The sequence below is a fragment of the Campylobacter concisus genome, from assembly GCF_003048875.2.
Taxonomy (GTDB): Bacteria; Campylobacterota; Campylobacteria; order Campylobacterales; family Campylobacteraceae; genus Campylobacter_A; species Campylobacter_A concisus_AU.
In genome coordinates this window covers 327,051-351,262 of sequence record NZ_CP049264.1, presented here as the reverse complement: position 1 = coordinate 351,262, position 24,212 = coordinate 327,051, and the positions used below count along the sequence as shown (strand labels likewise).

Below are 24,212 nucleotides of genomic sequence, written 5' to 3'. Positions count from 1 at the left end.
CCCTTAAAGAGTGTTAAAAACTCTATCGCCAGCATCACCAAGACCTGGAACGATGTAGTTTTTCTCATTTAGTTTCTCATCGATCGATGCCGTATAGACCTCAACGTCTGGGTAAATTTCACTAAATCTCTTTAGCCCCTCAGGTGCGGCGATGATAGAGATAAATTTGATCTCTTTAACGCCCTTTTCACGCAAGAATTTAACCGCGTCTATCGCCGTGCCGCCAGTTGCAAACATAGGGTCGATGATGATCGCCATGCGCTCTTTTGCGTCTTTTGGAAGCTTTGCGTAGAAAAACTCAGCCTGCGCTGTCTCTTCGTTTCGCTGAAAGCCCAAAAAGCCAACACTCGCATCTGGTATGATGGTAAAGACGCTATCAAGCATGCCAAGAGCAGCCCTTAAGATAGGGCATATCATCACCTTTGTAGTTAGCCTTTTTGCGTCTGCCACCGCAACTGGTGTTTGGACTTTGACATCTTTTACCTTTAAATTTCTAGTCGCCTCAAAGATCATAAGGTAGCTGATCTCATCAACTAGCATGCGAAACTGAAAAGGCTGGGTGTTTTTATCACGTAAGATTGTTAGTTTATGCTCGATCAATGGATGTGAGATGAGCTTCACGTTTTGCATTTTTTGTCCTTAAATTTACTGTTTTACAAGGTTTGTCTTTTGCAAAATGCCAAGAGGAGAATTTAGCCCAAATTTGGGCTAAATTTGATTAAAAACCTTTTGCAAGTTTAGCTTTGTAAGCCTCAACATCAAAATCTTTTACTCTCGCTACGCCATCTTCAACTGCAGCTTTTGCAACTGCTGGAGCGACCGCTGTTAGTACGCGCTTGTCAAATGGTTTTGGGATGATGTACTCTTTGCCAAATTTTAGCTCGCTAACGCCACTTGCTTTTAGAACTTCAGCTGGCACTGGCTCTTTTGCAAGCTGCGCAAGCGCTTTAGCTGCAGCCATTTTCATATTTTCAGTGATCTTTTTAGCCCTAACATCAAGCGCGCCTCTAAAGATAAATGGAAAGCCCAAAACGTTATTTACTTGGTTAGGATAGTCGCTTCTGCCTGTGCCCATCATAACGTCATCTCTTACAGCTACGACGTCTTCTGGGAAGATTTCAGGCACTGGGTTTGCCAAAGCGAAGATGATAGGCTCTTTGTTCATCGATGCGACCATCTCTTTTGTCACAACGCCAGGCTTAGAAAGACCTAAAAACATATCAGCGCCTTTCATCGCATCAGCTAAAGTCCTATCCTCGGTCTCAAGCGCAAATTCAACCTTTTCTGGAGTTAGGTCTGTTCTTTTTGAGTGGATGACGCCTTTGCTATCTATCATCACAATGTGTTTTGCGCCAAGTGCTTTATACATCTTTGCGCAAGCGATGCCAGCTGCACCAGCGCCGCTAACTACGATCTTTATCTTAGATATATCTTTGCCAGAAATTTCCATCGCATTTATAATGCCAGCGCTTGTTATCATCGCTGTGCCGTGCTGATCGTCGTGCATGACTGGGATATCGACTGCTTCTTGAAGCTTTCTTTCGATCTCAAAGCACTTTGGAGCGCGGATATCTTCTAAATTTATACCGCCAAATGTCGGAGCAAGAGCCTTGCAAATCTCAACGATCTTATCAGGATCGTGCTCGTCTAGCTCGATGTCAAAGGCATCAACGTTTGCAAATTTTTTAAATAGCACCGCCTTGCCCTCCATAACTGGCTTACCAGCGATAGCGCCGATGTCGCCAAGTCCAAGAACAGCCGTGCCATCGGTGATGACAGCTACTAAATTTGCCTTATTTGTATATTTATAAGCTAGTTCAGTGTCTGCATTTATCTCACGGCATGGCTCAGCAACGCCTGGTGTATAGGCCATAGAAAGGTCTCTTGAAGTCTCGCAAGGTGTCTTTACCCTGATCTCGATCTTACCGCCGATGTGGTAGTTTAGTGCCTCTTCTTTAGTTACATGTGTCATTTCTCTTCCTTTAATAAATTTTGTATTCTGTTTTTGATCTCGTTACTACCTACTACTTCAAGCACCTCAAATATACTTGGGCTCACGCTTGAGCCAGTTAGCGCTATCCTTAGGGCCTGAGCTAGGTCTTTTAGTTTTAAGCCATTTTGCTCTAAAAATTTATTAGTTAGCTCCTCATAGCCTTTAGCATCAAGGTCGCGGTCTAAAATTTGAGCAAATTTTGCCAAAATTTCTTTGCTATTTTCATTTATAAATTTAGCCCAAGCTTTCTCGTCGTAGCTTTTTGGAGCGTTGATGATAGCATTTGCGCTGTTTGCCATTTCGATCAAGGTCTTTGATCTCTCACGGAGCGAATTTAGCAGTAGCTCGCCCTTTACCAAAGCCTTAAAATCCACGCCAAACTCAAGCATATCGTGCGCTAGCCTCTCGTAAGGCAAAGTTTTTATATAGTGAGAATTTAGCCAGTCAAGCTTTTGAGCGTTGTAGGTACTTGAGCTTTTGTTGATATCGTTTGGATTGAAGTATTTAAGCATATCCTCGATAGTAAAAATCTCATCATCACCGTGGCTCCAGCCAAGACGAACGAGAAAATTTAAGAGCGCTTCAGGCAAGTAGCCCATCTTTTTATACTCCATAACGTCAGTTGCGCCATGCCTTTTGCTAAGCTTTTTGCCGTCCTCACCGTTTATCATAGCGACATGATAAAATTTTGGCACCTTAAAGCCAAGTGCCTCGTAAAGAACGATCTGTTTTGGGGTATTTGAGAGGTGGTCATCGCCGCGAATAACGTCAGTTACGCCCATTAGCGCATCGTCTATCACAACTGTGAAGTTGTATGTTGGCGTGCCGTCGCTTCTTGCGATGATGAAGTCATCTAAGATATCTTCAACCTTAAATTTAACCTCGCCTTTTATGCCGTCATGTATGACGATCTCGCCGCTAAGTGGGGCTTTTATACGGATGACTGGCTCGATGCCAGCTGGAGGCGTGCCAGTAAAATCTCTATATCTATTATCGTATTTTGGGCGCTCTTTTCTAGCCTCTTGACTAGCTCTAAGCTCCTCAAGCTCCTCTTTGCTCATGTAGCATTTGTAGGCTTTGCCCTCATCAAGCAGCTTTTTAACATACTCTTTGTAAAGATCAAATCTCTTTGACTGATAGGTCACTTCGCCGTCGTGATCTAGCTTGCACCAAGCAAATGCCTCTTTTATCGCTTGCGTGGCCTCTTCTGAGTTTCGTTTTAAGTCAGTATCTTCGATGCGGAGCAGAAATTTTCCATTGTTAGCTCTTGCGTATAAATAATTATAAAGAGCTGTCCTAAGTCCGCCTATATGTAGGTATCCAGTAGGCGACGGAGCAAATCTAGTAACTATCATTTTGTGCCTTATTTTTATGTTATAATTGCCCAAAATTATATTTACTAAATACTTAAACAAAGGTTTCATTATGAAAAAATTGCTCTTTTTGGCTGCTGGCGTGTTAAGTGCCTTAAATTTATATTCAGCTCAGATGATAAACGGCATCGCAGCTATTGTGGAGAACGAGCCTATCACGCTTTACGAGGTTTATAGTTTGAAGGAACAGCTAAAGACAACAGAGCAGGACGCTTTAAATTTGCTTATCAGAGATAGACTTGAAGATGCACAGATAAAAAACTTAAATTTAAGCGTTACACCTTTTGAGCTAAACGACAGGATCGAGGCGATCGCAAAGCAAAATGGCATGACAAATTCGCAGTTTAGAAGCTCTATCCAAGCTCAAGGCATGGACTTTTTGGACTTTAAAAACAACCTAGAGCACAAGATGCTTCAAGAAAAACTTTATAAAAGCATAGCTGCTGAGGCTGGCAAAAACATAAACGAGCAAAAAGCAAAGGCGTATTTTGACGCTAATCCTGATAAATTTAAGGTTTTTAGCACCGCTAGAGTCGTAGTTTATAGAGCAAAAGACCCTGATCTGCTTGAAGCTCAAAAGACAAGTCCGAAGCTACTAGACGGCGTGCAAACACAAGAGGTGAGTTTAGACTATCAAAGCATAGATCCAAGACTTGCTGCGATCATCTCAAGCACAAATAACGGCGACTACACACAGCCTTTGCAAGGACCTGACAGTTTTGATATGTTTTTAGTAAAAGAGAAGATCGGCTCATACACACCAAGCTTTGCTGATGTAAAAGATAACGTTATAAACGAGCTTTACCAAGGCGAGCAAGAAAAATTAATGAGTGATTACTTCGAAAAACTCCGCGCAAAAGCAAAAATTCAAATCCTAAGATAACTTCAAATTTAGCCACTTTGGTGGCTAAATTCTCTACTTCATTTTTAAACAAAACTATTTAAATTTTAGCTATGTAAAATTTCAGTAAATTTTTTGTTAAAAATTTATTATTCTTTAATCTCATATTTATATAATTTTATAAAATAATAATGATTATTAAAATAGGAGTATATTATGAGATATAAGTTATCCATTGCATTTGCACTAACTCTTAGCGCAAATACACTATTTGCAGCCAATAGTACCAATATAAACAAGACAAACGATGCAGCTACTACCCAAAATAGCACTAGTTCAAATGACCAAAATTTAGCTGATACTAGCCTTGCAGAGGTGCAAGTAGTGGGTGATCTTTCAAAGACTGAAGGCACTGGCTCATACACAGCCGATAGGATGAATACCGCAACGGGACTAGGTCTAAGCATAAAAGAGACACCACAATCAGTCTCTGTTATCTTAAATCAGCTCATAAAAGATCTAAATTTAAAAGATGTAAATTCAGCTTTGCAATACGCCCCAGGAATTGCTGTTAGAAACGATACTGGACGCCTTAGGATAAATTCACGTGGCTTTGACGTAGATAATATACAAGAAGATGGTATCGCATCATCAGTCTCTTCATCGGTTCAAGGACCGCTTGGCTATTCTAAAGAATTTACGGATCTTGAGTTTTACGATAGAGTCGAAGTCTTAAGAGGTGCAGCAGGTCTTACACAAAGTAACGGCGAGCCAGGTGGCACTGTAAATTTAGTCCGCAAACGCCCAACTAGAGAATTTGCTTTTAACACAAGCCTAAATTTAGGCAGCTGGGATAATTACCGAGGTACGTTTGATATTAGCAATGCTTTAAATGAATCTGGCTCAGTGCGAGGAAGATTGATCGGTGTTTTAAGTAAAAATGGTACATATAAACGCTACCGCAATGGCTGGCGCGGAGCGCTGGGTGGGATATTTGAGTTTGATTTAACTGATAAAACACTGCTTACTGCTGGGCTTATATGGCAAAAGACAAGCGAAGTTTATGACATATACGGCGTACCAGCGCTTGATAAAGATGGCAATAATTTAAATTTAGATAGAAAAAGCTACTTTGGTGCAAACTGGAACAATAGCATTTATGAAAAATATAATGCCTTTACAGAAATTTCTCATCAGTTTAATGATGACTACAAAGCCTATGCAAAGCTAAACTATACAAAAAGTGACGGCGTAATAAAATTTGGCTCAATGGGCGGGGTCAATCCTTATGATCCGGCAGCACCATCTCATGATATACGCCGACAAAAATACGATAATGGCTCAAAAGAGGTCAATCTAAAGCTTGGAGTAGATGGAAAGTACGAACTATTTGGACAAAAACATGATATCTTCGTAAATGGCTCACTTAGTAAGGAGAAATTTGTAGAGCATGATATCAGAATGCCAAGTATATCCTTAGCATCACTTGGACTTGGCATATATAACTGGAGCTCTTCAGCCATAGCCGAACCAAACTGGGGTGGAACAAATTCAACTTTAAATAAAACTTTTACAAATACAATTTACCAGCAAGCTCTAACAGCTGGCACTAGATATAACTTTAGTGATGATTGGCATATGATCCTTGGTGGAAGATTTGCTAGAGTAAAATATGACAGCTTTAATAAAAATCATAAAACTGGTGCAAGATCTGCAAATACCTATATCACAAAATCAAAATTTTCACCTTATGCGGGTCTAACATGGGACTTTTTAAAAGATCATAGCTGGTACGTAAGCTATGCTGAAATTTTTAAACCTCAAAGCGCAACTGATGCAAATAAAAATGTCCTTGAACCAGTCGTAGGATATAACGTAGAAACAGGCGTTAAGTCTGAGTTTTTAGGTGGCGCGTTAAATACAGCTGTTGCACTCTTTCAAATAATCCAAGAAAATAGAGCCATAACAGATCCAAATAATTCAAACTACTCTATCGCAGAGGGGAAGGTACGAAGCAGAGGTATAGACGCTGAAATTTCAGGCTCGATAACTGAGAGGTGGAGCGTGATGGCTGGATATACATTTAATAAAAGCGAATATCTAAAAAGTGAAAGAAAAACATCATCAAATGTTGATTACAACAAAGGGGCTGACGCTAAAAAGTACATCCCAAGACATATGTTTAAGCTCTATACAAGTTATGAAATACCGCTTGTTGGCACTCAAAAACTAAGCATCGGCACGGGAGTTAGATACCAAAGCAAAACAAGTGGTATCTATATGAAAGACAATATGAGTTCAGGCTCAGCTATAAAATACTACGTACCAGAGCAAAAAGGTTATGCCCTTTGGGATGCAAATATCAACTACTTGATAAATGACAACTTTAGTGTAGGTCTGATCGTTAAAAACATAACCGATAAGAAGTATTTTTACAATACGCACAATAGAACCGCTGGTATGAACAACTTTTACGGCGAGCCTAGAAGCTTTATGTTAAGTTTTAACTACAAATACTAAATTTAATCCCAAGGCTTTTTGGCTTTGGGACTTTAAATTTAAAGGAAAAATTTGAAAATTTTAAGGCAGTTTTTTGAAATTTCAGCTTGGTTTTGGCTAGATAAAAAAGCTTTAAAAGCATGGATAATCCTTGCCTTGATGATATTTGCAAGCCTTGGTGTGACAAAGATAGCAGTCTTGATGAATGAGTGGGAAAAACGATTTTACGACGCACTAAGCGCATTTAACAAGAGCCTGATCTTGCCACTTATAGGAGAATTTTTACTATACACGCTATTTATCGTAGTTTTCATAGTTTATGGCAGCTACTTAAAGAAATTTCTCATCATTTCTTGGCGAGAGAGCCTAAGCTCAAAGCTAGAAGATCTTTGGCTTAAAAATTCTAACTTTTACAAGGTTACTCTTATAGATGCAAATTTCGACAACCCTGATCAAAGGATTGCTGAAGATAGTCTATTGTTTGTTCAAAGTAGCGTAAATTTGGTCAAGTCCTTCGTCTATAACATCGCAAATTTAGTAGCTTTTGTCTTTATACTTTGGCAAGCTTCTAAAATTTTAAAGGTTGATTTTGGTGAAATGCATTTTGAGATAAGTGGCTTTTTAGTCTATATCGCCATCATCTACACGCTCATTTGCTCGCTCACAACTCATCTCATCGGCAAAAAACTAAAGCCCCTCAATTTTGATAAACAGCACCTTGAAGCAAACTATAGAGCAAACCTGCTAATCCTTAGAGAAAATGCTGAAGCTGCCGCCTTTTTGGGCGGAGCAAAGAGAGAAAAAGGAAGATTTAGAGAGAGCTTTTTAAAAATCGTAAAAAACTACAAAGATATCATCAACACCGAATTTAGACTAGAGTGCTTTAGCGCTAGCTACCTAAAGGTGACAAATCTAATACCAATCTTTGCCTCCTTGCCGCTTTATCTAGCTGGCACTATGAGTTTTGGCGACATGATGCAGGCAAGAACAGCATTTTATAAAGTTCAAGACGGTCTTGCGTGGTTTATGGACTACTACAAACATATCATGGAATTTGCCGCTAGTGTAGAGCGTATATATACTTTTGTGAGTGCACTTAACAGCACAAAAGAAAGCAATGTTTTTGACAAAAACGACGATGCCATAAGTTGTAAAAATTTAACGATAAAAACTCCAAATGATGAAGTTTTATTTAAAAATTTAAGCTTTAGTTTAAGCCCTAGAAGATGGCTAGTGCTAAATGCAAAGAGCGGAGCTGGCAAAAGTACGGCTTTTAGATACTTAGCAAATCTTTGGCAATACGGCGATGGCGAAATAAAGATGCCAAAAGATGGTGTGATGTTTGTGCCTCAAAAAAGTTATTTAACAAAATCAAGCCTCAAAGAGCTTATCTCGTACCCAAATGAAAACGCTTTAGCTGATAGTGAAATTTACAAAATTTTAGACAGAGTTGGACTAGGCAAATTTAAAAATTTAGACGAAGTGTTAGACTACGCAAAGATAATGAGTGGTGGTGAAAAAGAGAGACTAAATTTTGCTAGAGTTTATCTTTTAAAGCCAAAATTTTTATTTTTAGACGAAGCAACATCGGCGCTTGACATTGCTTCAGCGACTGAAATTTTGACAAATTTAAGAAGTGATTTTAAAGAGCTTAGCGTGATGATGATCACACACCAAAGTGAGCTTTTTGACCTTTTTGATGAGGTGATAAAAATCAAGAATGAGTAAATTTGACTGCAAAAGCAGCCAAATTTAGTTAAGCTTTTTTAGTGAAAAATCCAACGTAGATGGTGTAAATATTTGCAGTGTCTTTGCTATTTTTTGGGCGTGAGATCATCTTAAAATACGGCAAATTTGTAGGTATAACTCACGAAAAGATAGGTAAATTTAAGACATCTTTTAATAAACAAGGCGAAATTTCAACCCTCAGCTCGCGCCTAATCCCAGAAATTCGTAGTATATCAGCCTGCCAGCTGGACTTGCCAGGATGAATATTTTTAGATTTTGCCTACATACCCCGCTTAGTGCTGGGGTTTGACGTGCTGTTTTGCTTGGAGTTGGCTACTTTCTAGACTCAAATCCTGACAAACAGACGCTTCTAATAATAACGATCACCATTTTAGCGGTGGTTGAGGTAATAAGCGCGGTCTATATAATGGAGCAGTTTCGGTTTCAGGTAAAAGGTAGCCATTTTTCTTAAAAACTTGTCCTACAAAGACACCAGCGATGGCGTTTAAATTTAACTATTTAATAACAAATGAGATTAGTAAAAATTTTCTATCAGGTCTTTAAAAACTTCATAAAGTTTATTTATTTCATCAATGCTAACTCGTTCGTTTTTGGCGTGTATGCGGTCGTTTATGACGCCAAATTCTATCGCATCTACGCCAAATTCAGCAAAGTGCCTAGCATCGCTCGTGCCACCTTTTGTGTTTAAAAGTGGCGTAACGCCGGTGATCTTTGTAACAGATGCCATTAAATTTCTTACGATCTTGCTATCTTTGTTCGTTAAAAATCTCTTCGAGCTTTGCTTTATACTAAGCTCGTAACTAAGCCCATCTAAAACGCTTCTAAGATAGCTCTCAACGTCATTTACATCGGTTAAATTTGAGTTTCTAACGTTAAACATTATGCTAAGCTCGCTTGGCGTGACGTTGCAAACCTGCATGCCACCACGAATGTCCGTCACCACGATCTTGCTTGGGCTAAAAAACTCGCTCCCTCCGTCCATATCGTGATCAGCTATCTTGCTTAAAAGTGGAGCTATTAAATTTACTGGATTTATGCATTTTTCTGGGTATGCCACGTGTCCTTGAACGCCCTTTATCACGATCTTACCATTTATCGAGCCACGTCTGCCGACCTTTATGCTATCACCAAATTTCTTATCACAAGTTGGCTCAGCCACGACGCAAAATTTTGGCAAATCCCCTATCTCACGCAGATACTCAAGTGCCAAAGGCGTGCCAAAAGTGCCATCGCCCTCTTCGTCACTTGTTAAGATAAGGCTTAGCTTGCCATCAAATTTAGCCTCTTTGCACGCACAAACAAAGGCAGCCACGCCACTTTTCATATCCTGCGCGCCCCTTGCGTAGATGTAGCCATCTTTTTCTAGCGGGGTAAATGGCTCGCTCTCCCAGCCATCGCCTGGTGGCACGACATCAACGTGTCCTGCAAAAGCTAGATGCTCGCCATCTCCATAAATTTTAGAAAGTATGAGATTTTTTGTGCCATTTTTTTCTATAAATTTAGCCTCAAAATCAGGCAAAAATTTAGCGATAAACTCTAAGCTGCCTGCATCATCTGGCGTGATAGAACGAAATTTTAAAAGCTCTTTTAAAAAGCTAACTACCACTAAAACGCCTTTTTAGAAGGAATTCCCAAGTAAAATCCCTGGAATTCGTCGATGCCTATCTCCTTACAGACGTTAAAGATTTCTTTAGAATGAACATACTCTGCGATCGTTTTTATGCCAAGATCCTTTGCAAATGCCACGATCGCGCTTGCGATAGCGTATGAGTCTTTATTGATATCGATGTCTTTGATGATAGAGCCATCGATCTTCACGTAGTCTGGCTTGATCTTTATGATGTAAGAAAAGTTCGAGTAACCAGAGCCAAAGTCGTCTATCGCGATCATAGCGCCCATGCTCTTTGCACGCTCAACAAAGACTGAGACGCGCTCAGCACTCTTTAGCTCCTCGTCTTCGACTATCTCAAAAACTATCCTGCCAGCGACATTGTGCTTGTTTAGCAAATTTAAAACAAGTGCGCTAACGTCGCCATCTATCATATCTCGGCTGCTTAAATTTATAGAAAGAACCAAATTTGGATCTTCAGTGAGGTGCTCAAAGCACTTTTTAATGAGCTGTTTTTCAAGGTCTGCATAACGCTTGATACGCTTTGAGATATCCAAAAATACGCTTGGCGAGATGACGTCGTCGCGGTCTAAAATTCTTATCAAGCATTCATATTTTATAGGGATCTTTTTCTCGTCAAATATCGGTTGAAAATACGGCACGATGTTGTCGTTTATCGTAGCGTTTTGGATAAGCTTTGAGCGCTCGATCTGATTTGCGTACTCATCTTTTTGACTTAGCCCTTTAAAGTAGCAAACATAGTCTTTATCGAGTGATTTGGCTGATTTTAACGCGATGGTTGCCTTTCTTAAAGTCTGATCGCTATCAAGCGCAAAGCCTATGGTGTTGTGAATTTCTATATCATCGACCTCTACGCCATTTTCATCTTTTATGCTAAGCATCCTGCCTTTAAAGATATCTAGTAAATTTTCAGCTAGCTCCTCGTATCTGTCGATAAAGTCGTTATTATCTTCAACCAAAGCAAATCTGTCCGCCTCGATACAATAAGCCTTCATATTCTCATTTTTGGCAAATTCTTTGATGAGATTTGCCATTTGTTTTAAGATCTGATCGCACACGTATTTGCCGTAGTAGTCGTTCATCTTGCCAAAATCATCGATATCCATAAGTATCACTTTTGGATATTTATACTCGCTCACATCTTTTATGAGCGCTGCCTTGTTAAAAAGCCCGGTCATCGGATCGATATATAGCTTCTCTTGTAGCTGGGCGATCTTAGTAGTGCTCTCTTCTTTTACTTTTAGATAGTCAAATTTGATGTTTAGATACTTAAATACAAACCAAAGACAGACCGCAAGCCCTAAAAATAGACCAATCGAGCTTAAGATCAAAGTGACAGCCATGTTTTTCATCAGCCACTGAAAATAAAATGGGTCGCTAGTGCCAGTTATCCTTTGATCGATATGCGCTTTAAAGCCTAAAATATAGTCGTTCACGGCGACAAACATACATACTTTGGCGCTGTTTTCTGGCAAAATTTCAGCCCAGAAATAATCCTTTTGAAAATCATGCGAGTAGATATCGCCACAGCTCTTGTCTTCGTAGTCTTTATTTACGAGGCTTTTGTTTGAAGAGGCCTCTATCTTAAAGCCGTTTTTGCCATTTTCTTTTAGCAAAAAGATATCGCCAACAGCGTTATCGGTTATATAATTTTGAAAATCTATAATATTAAATTTACTTATATTTTTAAGATAATTTACATATTGATGTGTTAGATACTGGGTCTTTTTTTTGAGATCAAAGTTGTTTGTAGAAAGTGCGTTGTTGTATTTATACGAGTAGATCGTTAAATTTTCAGTTACAAAGAAAGCAAGAAGCAAAACCACGACCAAAGTGACGGTTTTAACCATACTAAAGTGCTTTTTTTGCGATTCGTCGCCTGGCATAAAGTTTAAACTTCCTTTCTTAAATTTAAATTTTTCTACTGGATTATATCCAAGCTAAATAAAAATTTTCTTTCATTTTTTAATTAAAAATTTAGCTCAAAGCTTAACGATCTTTGCACCGTATCCGCCTTGATTTGCCGGTGCATCGTGAAATTCTTTCACGCTTGGATGCTCTTTTAAGAAATTTTTAACAGCAAAGGCGAGCTTGCCAGTGCCGATGCCGTGAAATACGCTAACCTCATCAAATCCCATAACAAGACTATCTGAGATAAATTTATCAAGCTTTGCTATCGCCTCGTCAGCTCTCATGCCGTGCAGATCAAGCGATAACGACGCCGTTTTTGGCTTATCGACATTTAGGCTAACGCTACTTTTTTTAGGCGTGACCACTTCGTTGCCATTTTTTCTTAAAAGCTCGAGTGGCACGCGTAAATTTATGCCATTTGACTCGATCATCGCGTCATTTTTAGAGATACTTAAAACCGTGCCTTTTATATTTTCATATTTCACTCTATCGCCTACTTTTAGGCTCTCACGCTCAGTTTTTTTAGGCTTAACGATGGCAGCTTTTTTCTCATTTGCCACGTTTAGCGCCCTTTGCTTGTCTTTAATATCCTTGAAATTTATAACAGCTTTTGCCGCATTTATCGCTTCAAAATACTCTTTTTCAAGGCGCGAAATAGTCGCATTTAGCTTGATCTCATTTCTCTCTTTTAGCTCTTTTTGCTCCTCAAGCAAGTGTTCCAGCCGCTCCTCTTTTGCCGTGACCTCTTTTATCCCCTCATCAAGCTTGGTTTGTAAATTTAGCGTCTTTGTTATGATCTCGTTTAAATTCTCTTTATCTTCGCCATAAATTTTCTTTGCCTGAGCCACTAAATTTTGAGATATGCCGTATCTTGCCGCCGTTTCAAAGGCGTAAGACTTGCCGATCGTGCCTTTTAAAAACTCAAATTTAGGCCTTTGGGCCGCCTCGTCGTAAAGTGCCGCCACCAGCTCAACCTCGGGGTTTTTAGCTAGCAACATCGCAAGGCGCTTGTGGTGGGTCGTGATGATCATTTTGATATCTTGAGTGATGAGGCGCTCTATCATGACGCCATACAAGCTCGCAGCCTCCTCAAAATCGGTGCCAAGCTCGATCTCGTCGATACCGATGATGATCGATTTTTTAGTAAAAAGCTTTGCAAAATGCACCATCCTACCAGCAAAGGTCGAGATGTCGTTTTTCACACTTTGCGGATCTTCTATGATCGCGTCAAATTCTTTAAAAGAGCCGATGCTTGAGCGGTTTGCGTCGATACGCATAGGCAGCAGATACTTGGCAAGTAGCGTGGCTGAGATGATCGATTTTAAAAGCATCGACTTACCGCCAGCATTTACGCCAGTAATGAGAAGCACCTTTTTGCTAAAATCCACACTCACGCTTTTTGGGTTTTTTAGCGCTGGGTGGGCAAACTTTTCAAGCTTGATAACATGCGAGCTATTTGGCAAAACAAACTCATAGTCACGTGATCTAGCTAAATTTACACGAGCTTGATATGCGTCAAACTGATCAAAAGCGTTATTTATAAATTTCAAAAAGAGCAGGCTCTTGCCCATCTGCAGGCTAAATTTCTTGCAGTGCTCAAAAATGATCTCCTCTTTTCTATCAAGCAGCTCGCTTTGCTCCTTTTTTAGGCGCTCGGTGCTTGCAGGTGCGACGTAGAAGTAGCCGCCTGAGCTTCTAGCGATCACGGTGCCTTTTAGGGCGTGATTAAAGCCGCCACGCACCAAAAGTGCCTCTTGCGAGTTGATGTAGTGCGTCTGGGTATCGACTAGATAGGGCGTGATGTGCTTTGAGTAGATGAGCTTTTTAAGCTCAGCGTCGATCTGGCGCTTTTTCTCGCTAAAAGCTTGCTTTATCGCAGCAAATCTCTCATCCACGCTGTCGCTAAACTCGCCGTTTTCATCAAAGCTGTTTGCCATCTGGCTCATCGCTTCAGGGATTTCGACTTTAGCGATCCACTCGCCAAGCCTGCCTTCAAATTTTTGCTTTTTTAGATATGAAAAATACTTAATGATCTTTGCAAACTCGTAAATTTCGCTGATGTGAAGCACTGCTTGCTTACTAAGTCTCATAAGTGCGTCATCAAGCTCTTTTATCTCGTCAGGCGCCTTAAAATCATACTTTGAAAGCTCGCTAATGTTTTCAAAGTGGATTTTGCTATCGCCTTGTAAAAATAGCGGTTTTTGCCTTGCTAAAAATGAGTTAAATTTATCCAGATACTCGCCTAGATCGAGCTTTGCAAATATATCGTTCATTGCTCGCAGCTCGTTATAGGCACGATGACGCCTGAGAGATCACTAAATTCTCGCTTTGGTAAAAATGACGCCGTGCCAAATTCATAGTTAAATTTTTCAGCGCTCACGTTGTATTCGCCACATTTTAGTGTTTTGCCTTGTTTAAAATCGCTAACTAGCTTTGAGATGGCGTCCTCATTTTTCGATAAATTCTCTTCGTAAAAATAGACGCAAATAAGGATCGATACAAGCACTGCGCTAACAAGCGCTTTAACGCCTTTGCTGATCTTTTCATCTTTTATCGCCCAGATCGCTCCAAAAAGCAGCATCACGCCGGCGATTATTATCAAATTTCTTACCATTTTACGCCCTTATACTTTGCGATGAGCTCCTTGTAAAGCTCAGGATGAGGCTTGATCTTTTCTAAAATTTCAGCCCTAACCTCGCTGATATCTTGCTTTTCAACCAGCAGGCAAACGGCTAGATATGGGGCATTTGGCAGCATATCTTTTATCTGGGCGCTATTTAGTTTTTGCGACCTTGCAAGGGCTATCAAGATATCTTTTTTGCCTAAATTTATAAGGCTAGAAATTTCATCCTCGCTTAGCTCTTTTTCTTTTATCTCTTTTAAAATTTCATTTTCATCTTGGGGCTTAAAAGTGCTTAGATCCATTAATATCCGCCTCTTAGCTGCACGCTGATATCGCCCGCTCCAAAGCCAACTACGATGCCATCACTTAGGCGATTTTTCACGCCAAATTCATCTGTAAATTCTATCCCCTCTTCAACCCTCTCGACCTTGTCGGTAAAGATCGGGTTATACTCGCTAAATTCGCTCTTCATATCAACTTCGATAGGATTTTCTCCAGCTGCATAAACTGGCAAGATGACAAGCTCATCAACGCCCTTAAAGCACTCTTTAAAGCCAGGTAAATTTGTGCTAAGTCTTGTGTAGCGGTGTGGCTGAAATATCGCTGTGACGCTGTTTATACCTAAAATTTTGGCGTATTCAAAGACTGATTTTAGTGTCGCTTTTATCTCGGTTGGATGGTGCGCGTAGTCGTCTATTAGGACGAAATTTTTGTTTGCGCTAAGGATGTCAAAACGCTTTTTGATGCCTTTAAAATTTAGTAAATTTTCTCTTATATCTTTAAGCGGCGTCTCGTGCATAGCAGCAAGGATAGCCAAAGATGCGTCTATGGCGATGTGCTCGCCCATGCCAAAGGCTTCAAATTTGCCTAAATTTTTAAGGTTGAAGCTAGTGTATGGCTGATAGTCTCTTACCACCATCGTAAGCTCAGTGATATCGGTGCTTGGATAAAGTCTGATCGCATCAAGCTTAAGCGTGCTTAAAAACTCGTCCTCAGCGTTTATCACCCTAACCTTTGCACGCTCCAAAAAGCCCTTGTAGGCTGCGTAAAATTTAGCTAGATCGTAGTCGTAGTGCTCCATGTGCTCTGGCTCTGCGTTTGTGACGATGGCTAGATATGGGTTTGAGTTTAGAAAGCTAGAATCGCTCTCGTCTGCCTCAAATACGACGTTGTCGCTTTTGGCGTAGCGCATATTTGAGCCAAACTGCTTTGAGATGGCGCCGATGATGACTGAGCCTTCAATGAGGCTTGCTAACATCGCAGAGGTCGTACTTTTGCCGTGTGCGCCAGCAACTGCAAAAACGCACTTATCTTCAAGCACATAAGGCAAAATTTCTTTTCTTGAAAAGCACTTTATGCCCTTTCTTCTAGCCTCGACTAGCTCGATGTTGTCCTCTTTTATCGCGGCCGAGTAGACCACGAAGTCTTGGTCTTTTATCGCCTCTTTGCAGTGCGGTGTGATGACCTCGATGCCTTCATCTTTTAGCTCTAGCGTCGTTTTGCTCTCTTTGATGTCGCTGCCGCTTATCTTGTGGCCTTTTTCGTGTAAAAATCTAGCGATGGCTGAGATGCCGATGCCGCCGATGCCTATGAAATGGACTTTTTTGATCTCGTTGTTTAGCTCTTGCAAATTTTATCCTTAAGTTTTTCGTGATTTTAACAAAAACTACTAAATTTAAGGCTGAAAATGGCTTTTATTTGCTTAAGTTAAAGCTTTCATCTATCAGGTCAAAAACGGTTTTTTGTGAGATTTTGGAGTTTAAATTTACGCTTATCCAGTGCTTTTTATTCATGTGATATGCTTTAAAAATTTGCCGCTCATCAACTAGCACCATGGCTAGATCTGGACTGCATTTTAGATTTAAAACCTCGATCATCTCGTCACTTTCAAGACCAAGCTTGCTAGCGCTTATCTGCATAATCAGCGCAAACCACTTCTTGTTATTCTTGTGACGAAAGACGCTAAATTTTGGATATTTTGGGAAAATTTGCTCACCCAAAATGTCAAATTTCTCTTTTATATATTTTTCAATCTCACTTCGTTTCAAATTTCTCTCCGAAATAAAATTATCATTTTTTTTAAATCCCCCGTCTGCTTGCAGTTGCGAGGCGAAGCACGAGTAAAAACCCTCGCACGTTAGATGTTGCTGTGCTTCGCGCAGGTTTAGTGATTTGTAAATTTTAAAATTTCATGAGCGAGCAATTTCGGCTCTAAATTTTGAGCTAAGCTGTAAGCGAAGCCAAAATTTAGTAGTCAATTCTTGTGAGCGAATGAAAGTTTTTAAATTTACTAATAAAAACAAAATTTTAATCTCTGCACCGATAAATTTGGAGGCTAGCATTGTCTGCCTAAGCCAAGAGCAAGACAAACTACCTCCAAATTTAGCGCGAGTAAATTTAGATGTTCTCCCCAGCTATCATGCCAAATGTCAAGCAGTCAAGTATCGCGCAGCTACCAAGTCTGCTAGCTCCGTGTGTGCCGCCAGTGACCTCGCCAGCAGCGTAAAGTCCCTTGATCGGCTCATCGTCTATGTTTAGCACCTGAGTCTTGTTGTTTATCTTCACGCCGCCCATTGTGTGGTGAAGCTTTGGAGCGCCGCGCATAGCGTAAAATGGGGCTTGCGAGATGGTGATGCCATCAGTTAGTTTAATCGGCTTATCAAAATCCTCATCCTTGCCTTTTTTAACAAATTCGTTATATCTCTCAACTGTTTTTTCTAGCTCGCCAGCTGGCATTTTATAGTGTTTAGCAAGGTCCGCTAGCGTGTCAAATTTCATTATGACGCCGTTTTTCATAGGGTTTGCAAGGTCGCTCTCGACTAGCTTTGCAGCAGCTACAGAGTCGCATAAATTTATAGGATAGCTGTCGTTTTTAGCGTCAATTATCCTAAACATAGCATCAGCCCTTATCTTGCGATCAGCAAGCTCGTTCATATAGCGTTTGCCAGTCTTTGGATCGACTGAGATGCCGTATCTAAAGGCAGCTTGTGAGGCAAATTTACTTGTGATGCCGTTGCCTTTTTCGTCAGGGCATTTATATGGGATATATTGTATCCAGCCGATTTGTACAGGTAAAGCGCCTATTTTTAGGGCTGAGATCAAAGCACTTGCAGTTGCGCCTGGGTGGTTTGTGGTGTCAAATTCAGGCACAGCGCGTGGGTCTTGAAGCTTTCTAAAAAATTTATCACTGCAAAAGCCGCCACTTGCTAGCACGACGCCCTTTTTAGCCTTTATAAATTTACGCTCGCCGCTTTTGTTCTCTTTGTCATCGCTAAATAGATTTTTATCAAATTTATAGTCATTTCGCACCGCAACGCCTACTATTGCGCCATTTTCATCAGTCACAAACTCATCAAATTTGCACCTTGTTCTAAGCTCGCATCCTTGTAAATTTTTAAATGTCTCAGCTAGAGGCTGAACTATGCCAGAGCCGCTTGTGTTTTCGGTGTAGTAAGTCCTTGGCACGCTGTGTCCGCCCTCAAGAAGTAGCTTATCTAGGTATTTTGCGCCGTGTTTTACGGTGAAGTTAAAAGTATCGACCGCTCTATCAGCAAGGATGCCAAGAAGCTCCACGTGGTTTAGCCCAAGGCCAGCTTTGACGCAGTCTGAGATGAAAAGCTCTTTTGAGTCTTTGACTCCGTTTTTCTTTTGAAGCTCGCTGTTTGGCACGGCAAAAATTCCGCCATTTATTACAGAGTTGCCGCCAACTCGCCCCATTTTCTCTAAGATAAGGACCTTGTTGCCTCGCTCATTTGCCTTGATACCAGCTGCAAGACCAGCAAAACCGCTACCGATGATAACGACATCCCACTCTTCGTCAAATTTGACATCTTTATCTCTAAAGACTGGCATATCGCTCGCATAAACTCCGCTTGCAGCAAGAGCCGAAACAGCACCAAATTTTATGAAATCACGTCTAGAAACTTTACTCATAGCGTCTCCTTTTTAGTATTACGCCAAAGCCTGTAAATTTTAAATTTACACCTTAGTTTAAACCCTTTGTGATTACTAAAATTATAGGATTATTTATGGTAAAGATTACTTAAAATTATTTATTTTACATTAAGATTACAGTAGTTGCGAGCTTAAATTTTACCCTTGCAAAAGCACTCATTTTCGTGATCATCGATGACGCCAACGCCTTGTAAAAACGAGTAGATGATCACAGCACCTACAAATTTAAAGCCACGCTTTTTCATATCTTTTGAGATGCGCTTAGAGAGCTCACTGCTTGCTGGCATGTCCTTGGCGCTTTTTATGTCGTTTATCACGCGCTTGCCATTTGTAAATTTATAGATGTAGTTATAAAACGAGCCAAACTCGGCGCAAAGCTCTAAAAAAGCCTTGGCATTTTTTGGCAGAGAGTAAATTTTAAGGCGGTTTTTGATCGCTCGATCGTCGCTTAAGAGGCTTTGAAGCTTTGCCTCGTCATAGCTAGCGATCTTTTTTGCATCAAAGCCATCTAAAATTTGAGCAAGCCCAGCTCTTTTTTGTAGCACGTAGTCCCAGCTAAGGCCTGCTTGAAAGCCCTCTAAAATGAGCATTTCAAAAAATTTCTTATCATCCTTGACCGCCCTGCCCCATTCACAGTCGTGATAGCTCTTGCTAAATTCGCTCTTCTCCGCCCAGACGCAGCGCTTCATCTTTTAAATTTAGCCTCTATCTGCATAAAGCCCCAAGTGCTTCTAGCCTCGCTAAGTTCCTTTTTGCTAAGCTCATCGATCATCATCTCTTCATTTTTGCCAAGCCTGTTCTTAACCTCGCCAAATGGGCTAATAAGCATCGAGTCGCCGTAAAAACTCCACTGCTCATCCTCACTTTTGTGGCTTCCCACGCGATTTACGCGAAGCACATAGATGTTGTTTGTAAAGGCTCTAACCTTTAAAAGCTCCTCCCAGCGTGCCTGCGAGAAGAATGTGCAAGCCGTTGGCACAAGCACGATATCGACCTTTTTAGCGCTCATATATGCCCAGCACACGTCAAAGTGCGCCTCGAAGCCAAACATGACGCCAACCTTAAATTTATCGTAGGTAAAGATAGGTAAATTTAGCTCCTCGCTTGCATTGCTAAAAAACTTCGCCTCGTTCCAGTGCGCGTAAGGCATGAGAATTTGCTGGTCGTATAGCTTTACTTGCGTTTGGCTAAATTTAGCTAGGCTCTTAAAGATCTCCTTGCTTTTTAAATTTATGATAGGTGCGATGATGTTTAGATCATACTTTTTTGCCATCGCAAATAGCGCCTCTTTTTTGCGCTCGCTCTGCTCTTTTATGAGGCTTTTTGGCATGGTGGCAAGCTCTTTAAAGAAGCTATTTAGCACGTATTCGCCAAGCACAACCAGCCTTGCGTTTTCATCCGCGCAAATTTTAAGGTAATAATCAAGCCTTGCCTCGCTCAAAGGCTGCGTTGGTAGCTGAAGGGCACAAATTTTACTCATCATCCACCTGCTTTATGCTAAGTTTTGCGTTTTCTAAAATTTCTCTTGCCTCGTTTAAGAGCTTTTTGCCCTGCTCGTGTAGCTTTATGCTGTTTTCTAAGCTCACATCATCTTTGTTTAGATCGTTTAAAATTTTATCAGCTAGGGCTAATTTCTCTTCAAAACTTTGCTCTTTTTGCTCCATTTTCTATCCTTTTAATATATTTTTTATATATCCATCAAATTTTTCTATCTCGACCAAAAAGGCGTCGTGGCCGTAGTTGCTATCTATCTCTACAAAATTTGTCTTTGCGCCTCTGCCCATCTCGCAAAGTGCGTCATAAATTTCTCTCATGCAGCTTGGCGGAAAGAGTAGATCGCCTTTAAATGCGACTAGATGCAGATTTGCTTTGATCGGCGCAAGGGCGTCTTTTAGGCTATCATAGTGCCTTGTGCAGTCAAAGATATTCATCATCTTTACGATGTATAGGTAGCTTAGCGGGTCAAACCTCTTTGGGAAGTTGTAGCCGTTATACTCCATGTAGCGATCGACCTGAAAATGTCCAAAAAGATCGTAAAGGCCGTCGGTTTCGACGTAGCTTCGTCCAAATTTCTTATCCATGCTATCAGGGCTTAAGAAGCTGATGTGCCCTGCCATCCTGCCGTAAGCCATGCCTTTTAGCCCGTTTTTTCTTATAAATTCCACGTCGTATTCGCCGTTTTTAAAATTTTCATCATTTAAAATGGCTTCGATGGCGATTTTATTAAACGCTATCGCCCAGGGCTTCGTCTGATAGGTGCTTGCTAGCATTATGATATCTTGCGCAAACTCTGGAAACTCGATAGCGTAGCAAAGTGCCTGCATACCGCCAAGACTGCCGCCTATCACGGCTCTTGCCCTCGTGATGCCAAGCTCGCTAAATAGCCTCATCTGCGCCTTTACCACGTCGCTTATGGCAAGGACTGGGAAATTTAGCCTATACTCTTTGCCGCTACTTCTATCCACGCTTAGCGGCGAGGTCGAGCCAAAGCACGAGCCTAAGATATTTACGCAAATAACGTAAAATTTATCCGTATCGACCGCCTTTTTACTGCCTATTAGCCCGTCCCACCAGCCAGCTTTCTCATCGCCTGCGTATGTGCCAGCAGCGTGGTGCGAGCCAGTTAAGGCGTGACAGATCACGATAACGTTGCTTTTATCAGCATTTAGCGTGCCGTAAGTCTCATAAATAAGCTTGAAATTTGATAGCATACGGCCACTCTCAAGGTAGAGTGGCTCGTTAAATTTAATAGTTCTAGTTTGCAGGTCTAACACTAATTAACTTTGTAGTTTGGTGCCTCGTGAGTGATAACTACGTCGTGGACGTGGCTCTCTTTTAGTCCTGCGCTTGTTATCTCGACAAACTCAGCTCTTTCTTGAAGAGTTGGGATATCTTTTGCGCCAACATAGCCCATAGCGCTTCTTAGGCCGCCTATTAGCTGATGTATCACATCTTTTATGCTACCAGCAAATGGCACACGGCCTTCGATGCCTTCAGGCACAAGCTTGTCTTGAGCGGTGCCCTCTTGAAAGTAGCGGTCCGAGCTACCCTTTGTCATAGCGCCTATTGAGCCCATGCCGCGATATACTTTGTACTGGCGACCTTGGAATGTTATAAGCTCGCCCGGGCTCTCCTCGCAACCTGCAAGCAAGCTACCAGCCATAACGCAAGCTGCCCCTGCTGCAAGGGCTTTTGCCACATCGCCTGAGTATTTTAAACCGCCGTCTGCGATAACTGGGATGCCATATTTCGCTGCTTCGCTTGCGCAGTCGTCAATGGCTGAAATTTGAGGCACACCAACGCCAGCAACGATCCTTGTGGTACAAATAGAACCTGGTCCAATGCCAACTTTTATGCCGTCAGCTCCTGCTTCTGCTAGGTCTTTTACGGCTGCTGGATTTGCGATATTGCCAGCTACGACATCGACATTAAAATTCGCTTTTACCTCTTTTAAAGTATCGATGATGCCCTTTGAGTGGCCGTGAGCTGAGTCGATGACGATGACATCTACGCCAGCATCAACTAGCGCTTTGGCGCGGTCTATCTGACCCACGCCAATAGCCGCAGCCACGCGAAGTCTGCCGTAGCTATCTTTATTTGCATTTGGATACTCTTTGCGTTTTTTTAGATCTTTTATGGTGATAAGTCCGTCAAGTCTGCCGTCTTTATCGACGATAGGTAGCTTCTCAACCCTGTTTTGAGAGAAAATTTTCTCCGCATCATCAAGCGTGCAGCCCTTTGGTGCAGTGATAAGCGGTGCTTTTGTCATGCGGTCTTTTACCAAAGTGCTCATATTTGTCTCAAATCTCAAATCGCGGTTTGTTAAAATTCCTATTAGTTTGCGGTCTTTGTCGATGACTGGAACGCCTGAAATATGAAGATCTGACATAAGGCTTAGAGCTTCAGCCACAGTCGCCTCTGGATTTATAAAGATAGGATCGATGATGACGCCACTTTCGCTTTTTTTGACGCGTTTGACCTCTTTTGCTTGGCTTTCGACGTCCATATTTTTATGGATGACGCCGATACCGCCGAGCCTTGCCATCATGATAGCAGTTCTATGCTCAGTCACCGTATCCATCGCAGCAGAGACGATCGGGATATTTAGCGTGACATTTTTGCTGATCCTGGTTTTTACATCAACTTGCTTTGGCAAAATTTCAGAGTATTGCGGCACAAGAAGCACATCCTCAAATGTTAAAGCTCTCTTTACTATCTTCATATTTTTATCCTTTTATTAAATTTTCTAGGCTCTTAGCACCATTTATCAAGGTCTGTTCGTCCCACGCTTTTGCGATGAGCTGGGCGCTCACGTTTAAATTTTGATCATCTTTGCCAACTGGCACAGAGATAGCTGGCAGACCTGCTAAATTTACGCTGATCGTGTAGATGTCGCTTAGGTAGGCTTGAAGCGGATCGCTGTGTGCTCCAAATTTATAAGCTGTGCTTGGGGCAACTGGCATGAATATGAGATCATTTTCTTCTAAAATTTTCTCGTACTGAGCTTTTATATGCGCTCTTGCTTTTTGCGCTTTGATGTAGTAAGCATCGTAGTATCCGCTACTTAGCACAAATGTACCAAGCAAAATTCTTCTTTTTACTTCTTCGCCAAAGCCCTCAGATCGTGAGTTGATATATAGCTCTTTTAAATTTTTAGCATCTGCGCGTCTGCCATATCTCACGCCATCGTAGCGGCTTAAATTTGCGCTTGCCTCTGCGGTTGCTATGATGTAGTAGGCAGCGACGTCATATTTTGAGTCTTCAAAATTTGTGTAAGTTACGCTGTGGCCGTGTAATTTTAGCTTTTCGATAGCTAAATTTAAAGCAGCTTTTGTCTGCTCGCTTGCGTTTTCTACGTAGTTTTTGATGACGCAAATTTTTAGCTTTTTGTTGCCATCTATCTTGTCGCTAACGCTCACAAACGGCACATCTGCGCTCGTGCTATCTTTTGGATCGTGTCCAGCGATCGCGTCATATAAAATGGCTGCATCTTCTACGTTTTGAGCGATCGGACCTATTTGATCAAGGCTGCTTGAGTAGGCGCCAAGGCCATATCTGCTCACTCTGCCATAAGTTGGCTTAAGTCCCACACATCCGCAAAATGCCGCTGGCTGGCGGATCGAGCCACCAGTGTCGCTACCAAGTGCGGCTACTGCAAGGCCGGCTGCGACTGCTGCTGCTGAGCCACCGCTACTGCCGCCTGGGACGTGAGCGTGATTTAGTGGGTTTAGTGTTTTGCCGTAAAATGAGCTCTCAGTCGTGCTTCCCATCGCAAATTCGTCCATATTCGTGCGGCCAAATGGAGCTAAATTTTTACCAAGTAGCTTTTCGATGACAGTTGCGTTATAAGGTGCTACGTAGCCTTGTAAAATTTTTGAGGCACTTGTTACGTTCCAGCCTTTTACTTGGATGTTGTCTTTTATAGCGATAGGCACGCCCTCGCCTAGTTTTGCGATCTCTAAATTTGCTAGCTGCTCGACATAAGCGCCAAGCTCTTTTTCTTTTATGATCTTCGCCTCAAGCTCGGCTCTTAAATTTTTTATCTCTTCAGCTGAAAATTTCAAAGCTTCTTTTAAAGTTACCACTATTTTTATCCTTTAAATTTATTAACCAAAAATATGCCAAACAAGCTAACAATG

Annotated in this window: 21 protein-coding genes; 4 read left to right on the top strand and 17 right to left on the bottom strand. The window is 41.3% G+C overall.

Translation table 11 applies throughout. The annotated features are described in order from the left end of the window. Positions 1–3 precede the first annotated feature (3 nt). From upp to gltX, 3 genes are all read right to left on the bottom strand, one after another. Entirely contained in the window at positions 4–630 is a 627-nt protein-coding gene (upp, locus tag CVT07_RS01740; RefSeq protein WP_004317747.1) for a uracil phosphoribosyltransferase, read from the bottom strand. A gap of 88 nt (positions 631–718) precedes the next feature. Then, complete coding sequence (locus CVT07_RS01735) at positions 719–1,972, bottom strand: malic enzyme-like NAD(P)-binding protein (protein WP_004317644.1); 1,254 nt, start codon at positions 1,970–1,972, stop codon at positions 719–721. Further along, positions 1,969–3,348: a glutamate--tRNA ligase gene (gene gltX, locus CVT07_RS01730; protein WP_012140345.1), complete on the bottom strand. Its 1,380-nt coding sequence runs from the start codon at positions 3,346–3,348 to the stop codon at positions 1,969–1,971. The genes CVT07_RS01735 and gltX overlap by 4 nt, the downstream gene beginning before the upstream one ends. 70 nt (positions 3,349–3,418) lie before the next feature. Here gltX and CVT07_RS01725 point away from each other — a divergent pair, with 70 nt between their 5' ends. From CVT07_RS01725 to CVT07_RS10080, 4 genes are all read left to right on the top strand, one after another. Beyond that, on the top strand, positions 3,419–4,249 hold the full coding sequence (locus CVT07_RS01725; protein ID WP_021084537.1) for a peptidylprolyl isomerase: 831 nt from the start codon (positions 3,419–3,421) through the stop codon (positions 4,247–4,249). A 174-nt stretch (positions 4,250–4,423) separates the two neighbouring features. Next, a complete protein-coding gene (locus tag CVT07_RS01720; RefSeq protein ID WP_107935666.1) occupies positions 4,424–6,727 on the top strand; it encodes a TonB-dependent siderophore receptor in 2,304 nt (767 codons plus the stop codon). Positions 6,728–6,778: 51 nt separating this feature from the next. After that, positions 6,779–8,434: an ABC transporter ATP-binding protein/permease gene (locus tag CVT07_RS01715; protein WP_107935664.1), complete on the top strand. Its 1,656-nt coding sequence runs from the start codon at positions 6,779–6,781 to the stop codon at positions 8,432–8,434. A 77-nt stretch (positions 8,435–8,511) separates the two neighbouring features. Next, positions 8,512–8,697, top strand: a complete 186-nt coding sequence (locus CVT07_RS10080) for a hypothetical protein (protein ID WP_230855724.1) — start codon at positions 8,512–8,514, stop codon at positions 8,695–8,697. Positions 8,698–8,969: 272 nt separating this feature from the next. Here the strand turns inward: CVT07_RS10080 and dapE are convergent, their stop codons facing one another. The 14 genes from dapE to gatA all read right to left on the bottom strand — a co-directional run bounded on the left by dapE (position 8,970) and on the right by gatA (position 24,158). Beyond that, positions 8,970–10,061, bottom strand: a complete 1,092-nt coding sequence (dapE, locus tag CVT07_RS01705; protein ID WP_107935662.1) for a succinyl-diaminopimelate desuccinylase — start codon at positions 10,059–10,061, stop codon at positions 8,970–8,972. Continuing rightward, positions 10,061–11,971: an EAL domain-containing protein gene (locus CVT07_RS01700; protein ID WP_107935660.1), complete on the bottom strand. Its 1,911-nt coding sequence runs from the start codon at positions 11,969–11,971 to the stop codon at positions 10,061–10,063. Before CVT07_RS01700 ends, dapE begins: the two co-directional genes overlap by 1 nt. 96 nt (positions 11,972–12,067) lie before the next feature. Continuing rightward, entirely contained in the window at positions 12,068–14,269 is a 2,202-nt protein-coding gene (locus CVT07_RS01695) for an endonuclease MutS2 (protein WP_196375747.1), read from the bottom strand. Then, positions 14,266–14,610, bottom strand: coding sequence for a hypothetical protein (locus CVT07_RS01690; protein ID WP_107935656.1), 345 nt, complete (start codon positions 14,608–14,610; stop codon positions 14,266–14,268). The genes CVT07_RS01695 and CVT07_RS01690 overlap by 4 nt, the downstream gene beginning before the upstream one ends. Further along, positions 14,604–14,921, bottom strand: coding sequence for a hypothetical protein (locus CVT07_RS01685; protein ID WP_107935654.1), 318 nt, complete (start codon positions 14,919–14,921; stop codon positions 14,604–14,606). Before CVT07_RS01685 ends, CVT07_RS01690 begins: the two co-directional genes overlap by 7 nt. Then, positions 14,921–16,228 (bottom strand): UDP-N-acetylmuramate--L-alanine ligase, encoded by a 1,308-nt coding sequence (gene murC / locus CVT07_RS01680; protein ID WP_103621072.1) that lies wholly within the window; start codon positions 16,226–16,228, stop codon positions 14,921–14,923. The genes CVT07_RS01685 and murC overlap by 1 nt, the downstream gene beginning before the upstream one ends. An 85-nt stretch (positions 16,229–16,313) precedes the next feature. Next, entirely contained in the window at positions 16,314–16,667 is a 354-nt protein-coding gene (locus CVT07_RS01675; RefSeq protein ID WP_107935652.1) for an MmcQ/YjbR family DNA-binding protein, read from the bottom strand. A 349-nt stretch (positions 16,668–17,016) separates the two neighbouring features. Beyond that, positions 17,017–18,552 carry a flavocytochrome c gene (locus tag CVT07_RS01670; protein WP_107935651.1) on the bottom strand — a complete coding sequence of 512 codons (1,536 nt, stop codon included), beginning with the start codon at positions 18,550–18,552 and terminating at the stop codon, positions 17,017–17,019. A gap of 152 nt (positions 18,553–18,704) precedes the next feature. After that, complete coding sequence (locus CVT07_RS01665) at positions 18,705–19,262, bottom strand: DNA-3-methyladenine glycosylase I (protein WP_107935649.1); 558 nt, start codon at positions 19,260–19,262, stop codon at positions 18,705–18,707. Beyond that, entirely contained in the window at positions 19,259–20,053 is a 795-nt protein-coding gene (locus tag CVT07_RS01660; protein WP_107935951.1) for a carbon-nitrogen hydrolase family protein, read from the bottom strand. The genes CVT07_RS01665 and CVT07_RS01660 overlap by 4 nt, the downstream gene beginning before the upstream one ends. After that, positions 20,046–20,237 (bottom strand): exodeoxyribonuclease VII small subunit, encoded by a 192-nt coding sequence (gene xseB, locus CVT07_RS01655; RefSeq protein WP_004317712.1) that lies wholly within the window; start codon positions 20,235–20,237, stop codon positions 20,046–20,048. The genes CVT07_RS01660 and xseB overlap by 8 nt, the downstream gene beginning before the upstream one ends. A gap of 3 nt (positions 20,238–20,240) precedes the next feature. Then, positions 20,241–21,347 carry a homoserine O-acetyltransferase MetX gene (gene metX / locus CVT07_RS01650; RefSeq protein WP_107935647.1) on the bottom strand — a complete coding sequence of 369 codons (1,107 nt, stop codon included), beginning with the start codon at positions 21,345–21,347 and terminating at the stop codon, positions 20,241–20,243. Then, on the bottom strand, positions 21,347–22,795 hold the full coding sequence (gene guaB / locus CVT07_RS01645; RefSeq protein ID WP_021085271.1) for an IMP dehydrogenase: 1,449 nt from the start codon (positions 22,793–22,795) through the stop codon (positions 21,347–21,349). The genes metX and guaB overlap by 1 nt, the downstream gene beginning before the upstream one ends. A gap of 4 nt (positions 22,796–22,799) precedes the next feature. Then, entirely contained in the window at positions 22,800–24,158 is a 1,359-nt protein-coding gene (gatA, locus tag CVT07_RS01640; protein WP_107935645.1) for an Asp-tRNA(Asn)/Glu-tRNA(Gln) amidotransferase subunit GatA, read from the bottom strand. Positions 24,159–24,212: the final 54 nt, after the last annotated feature.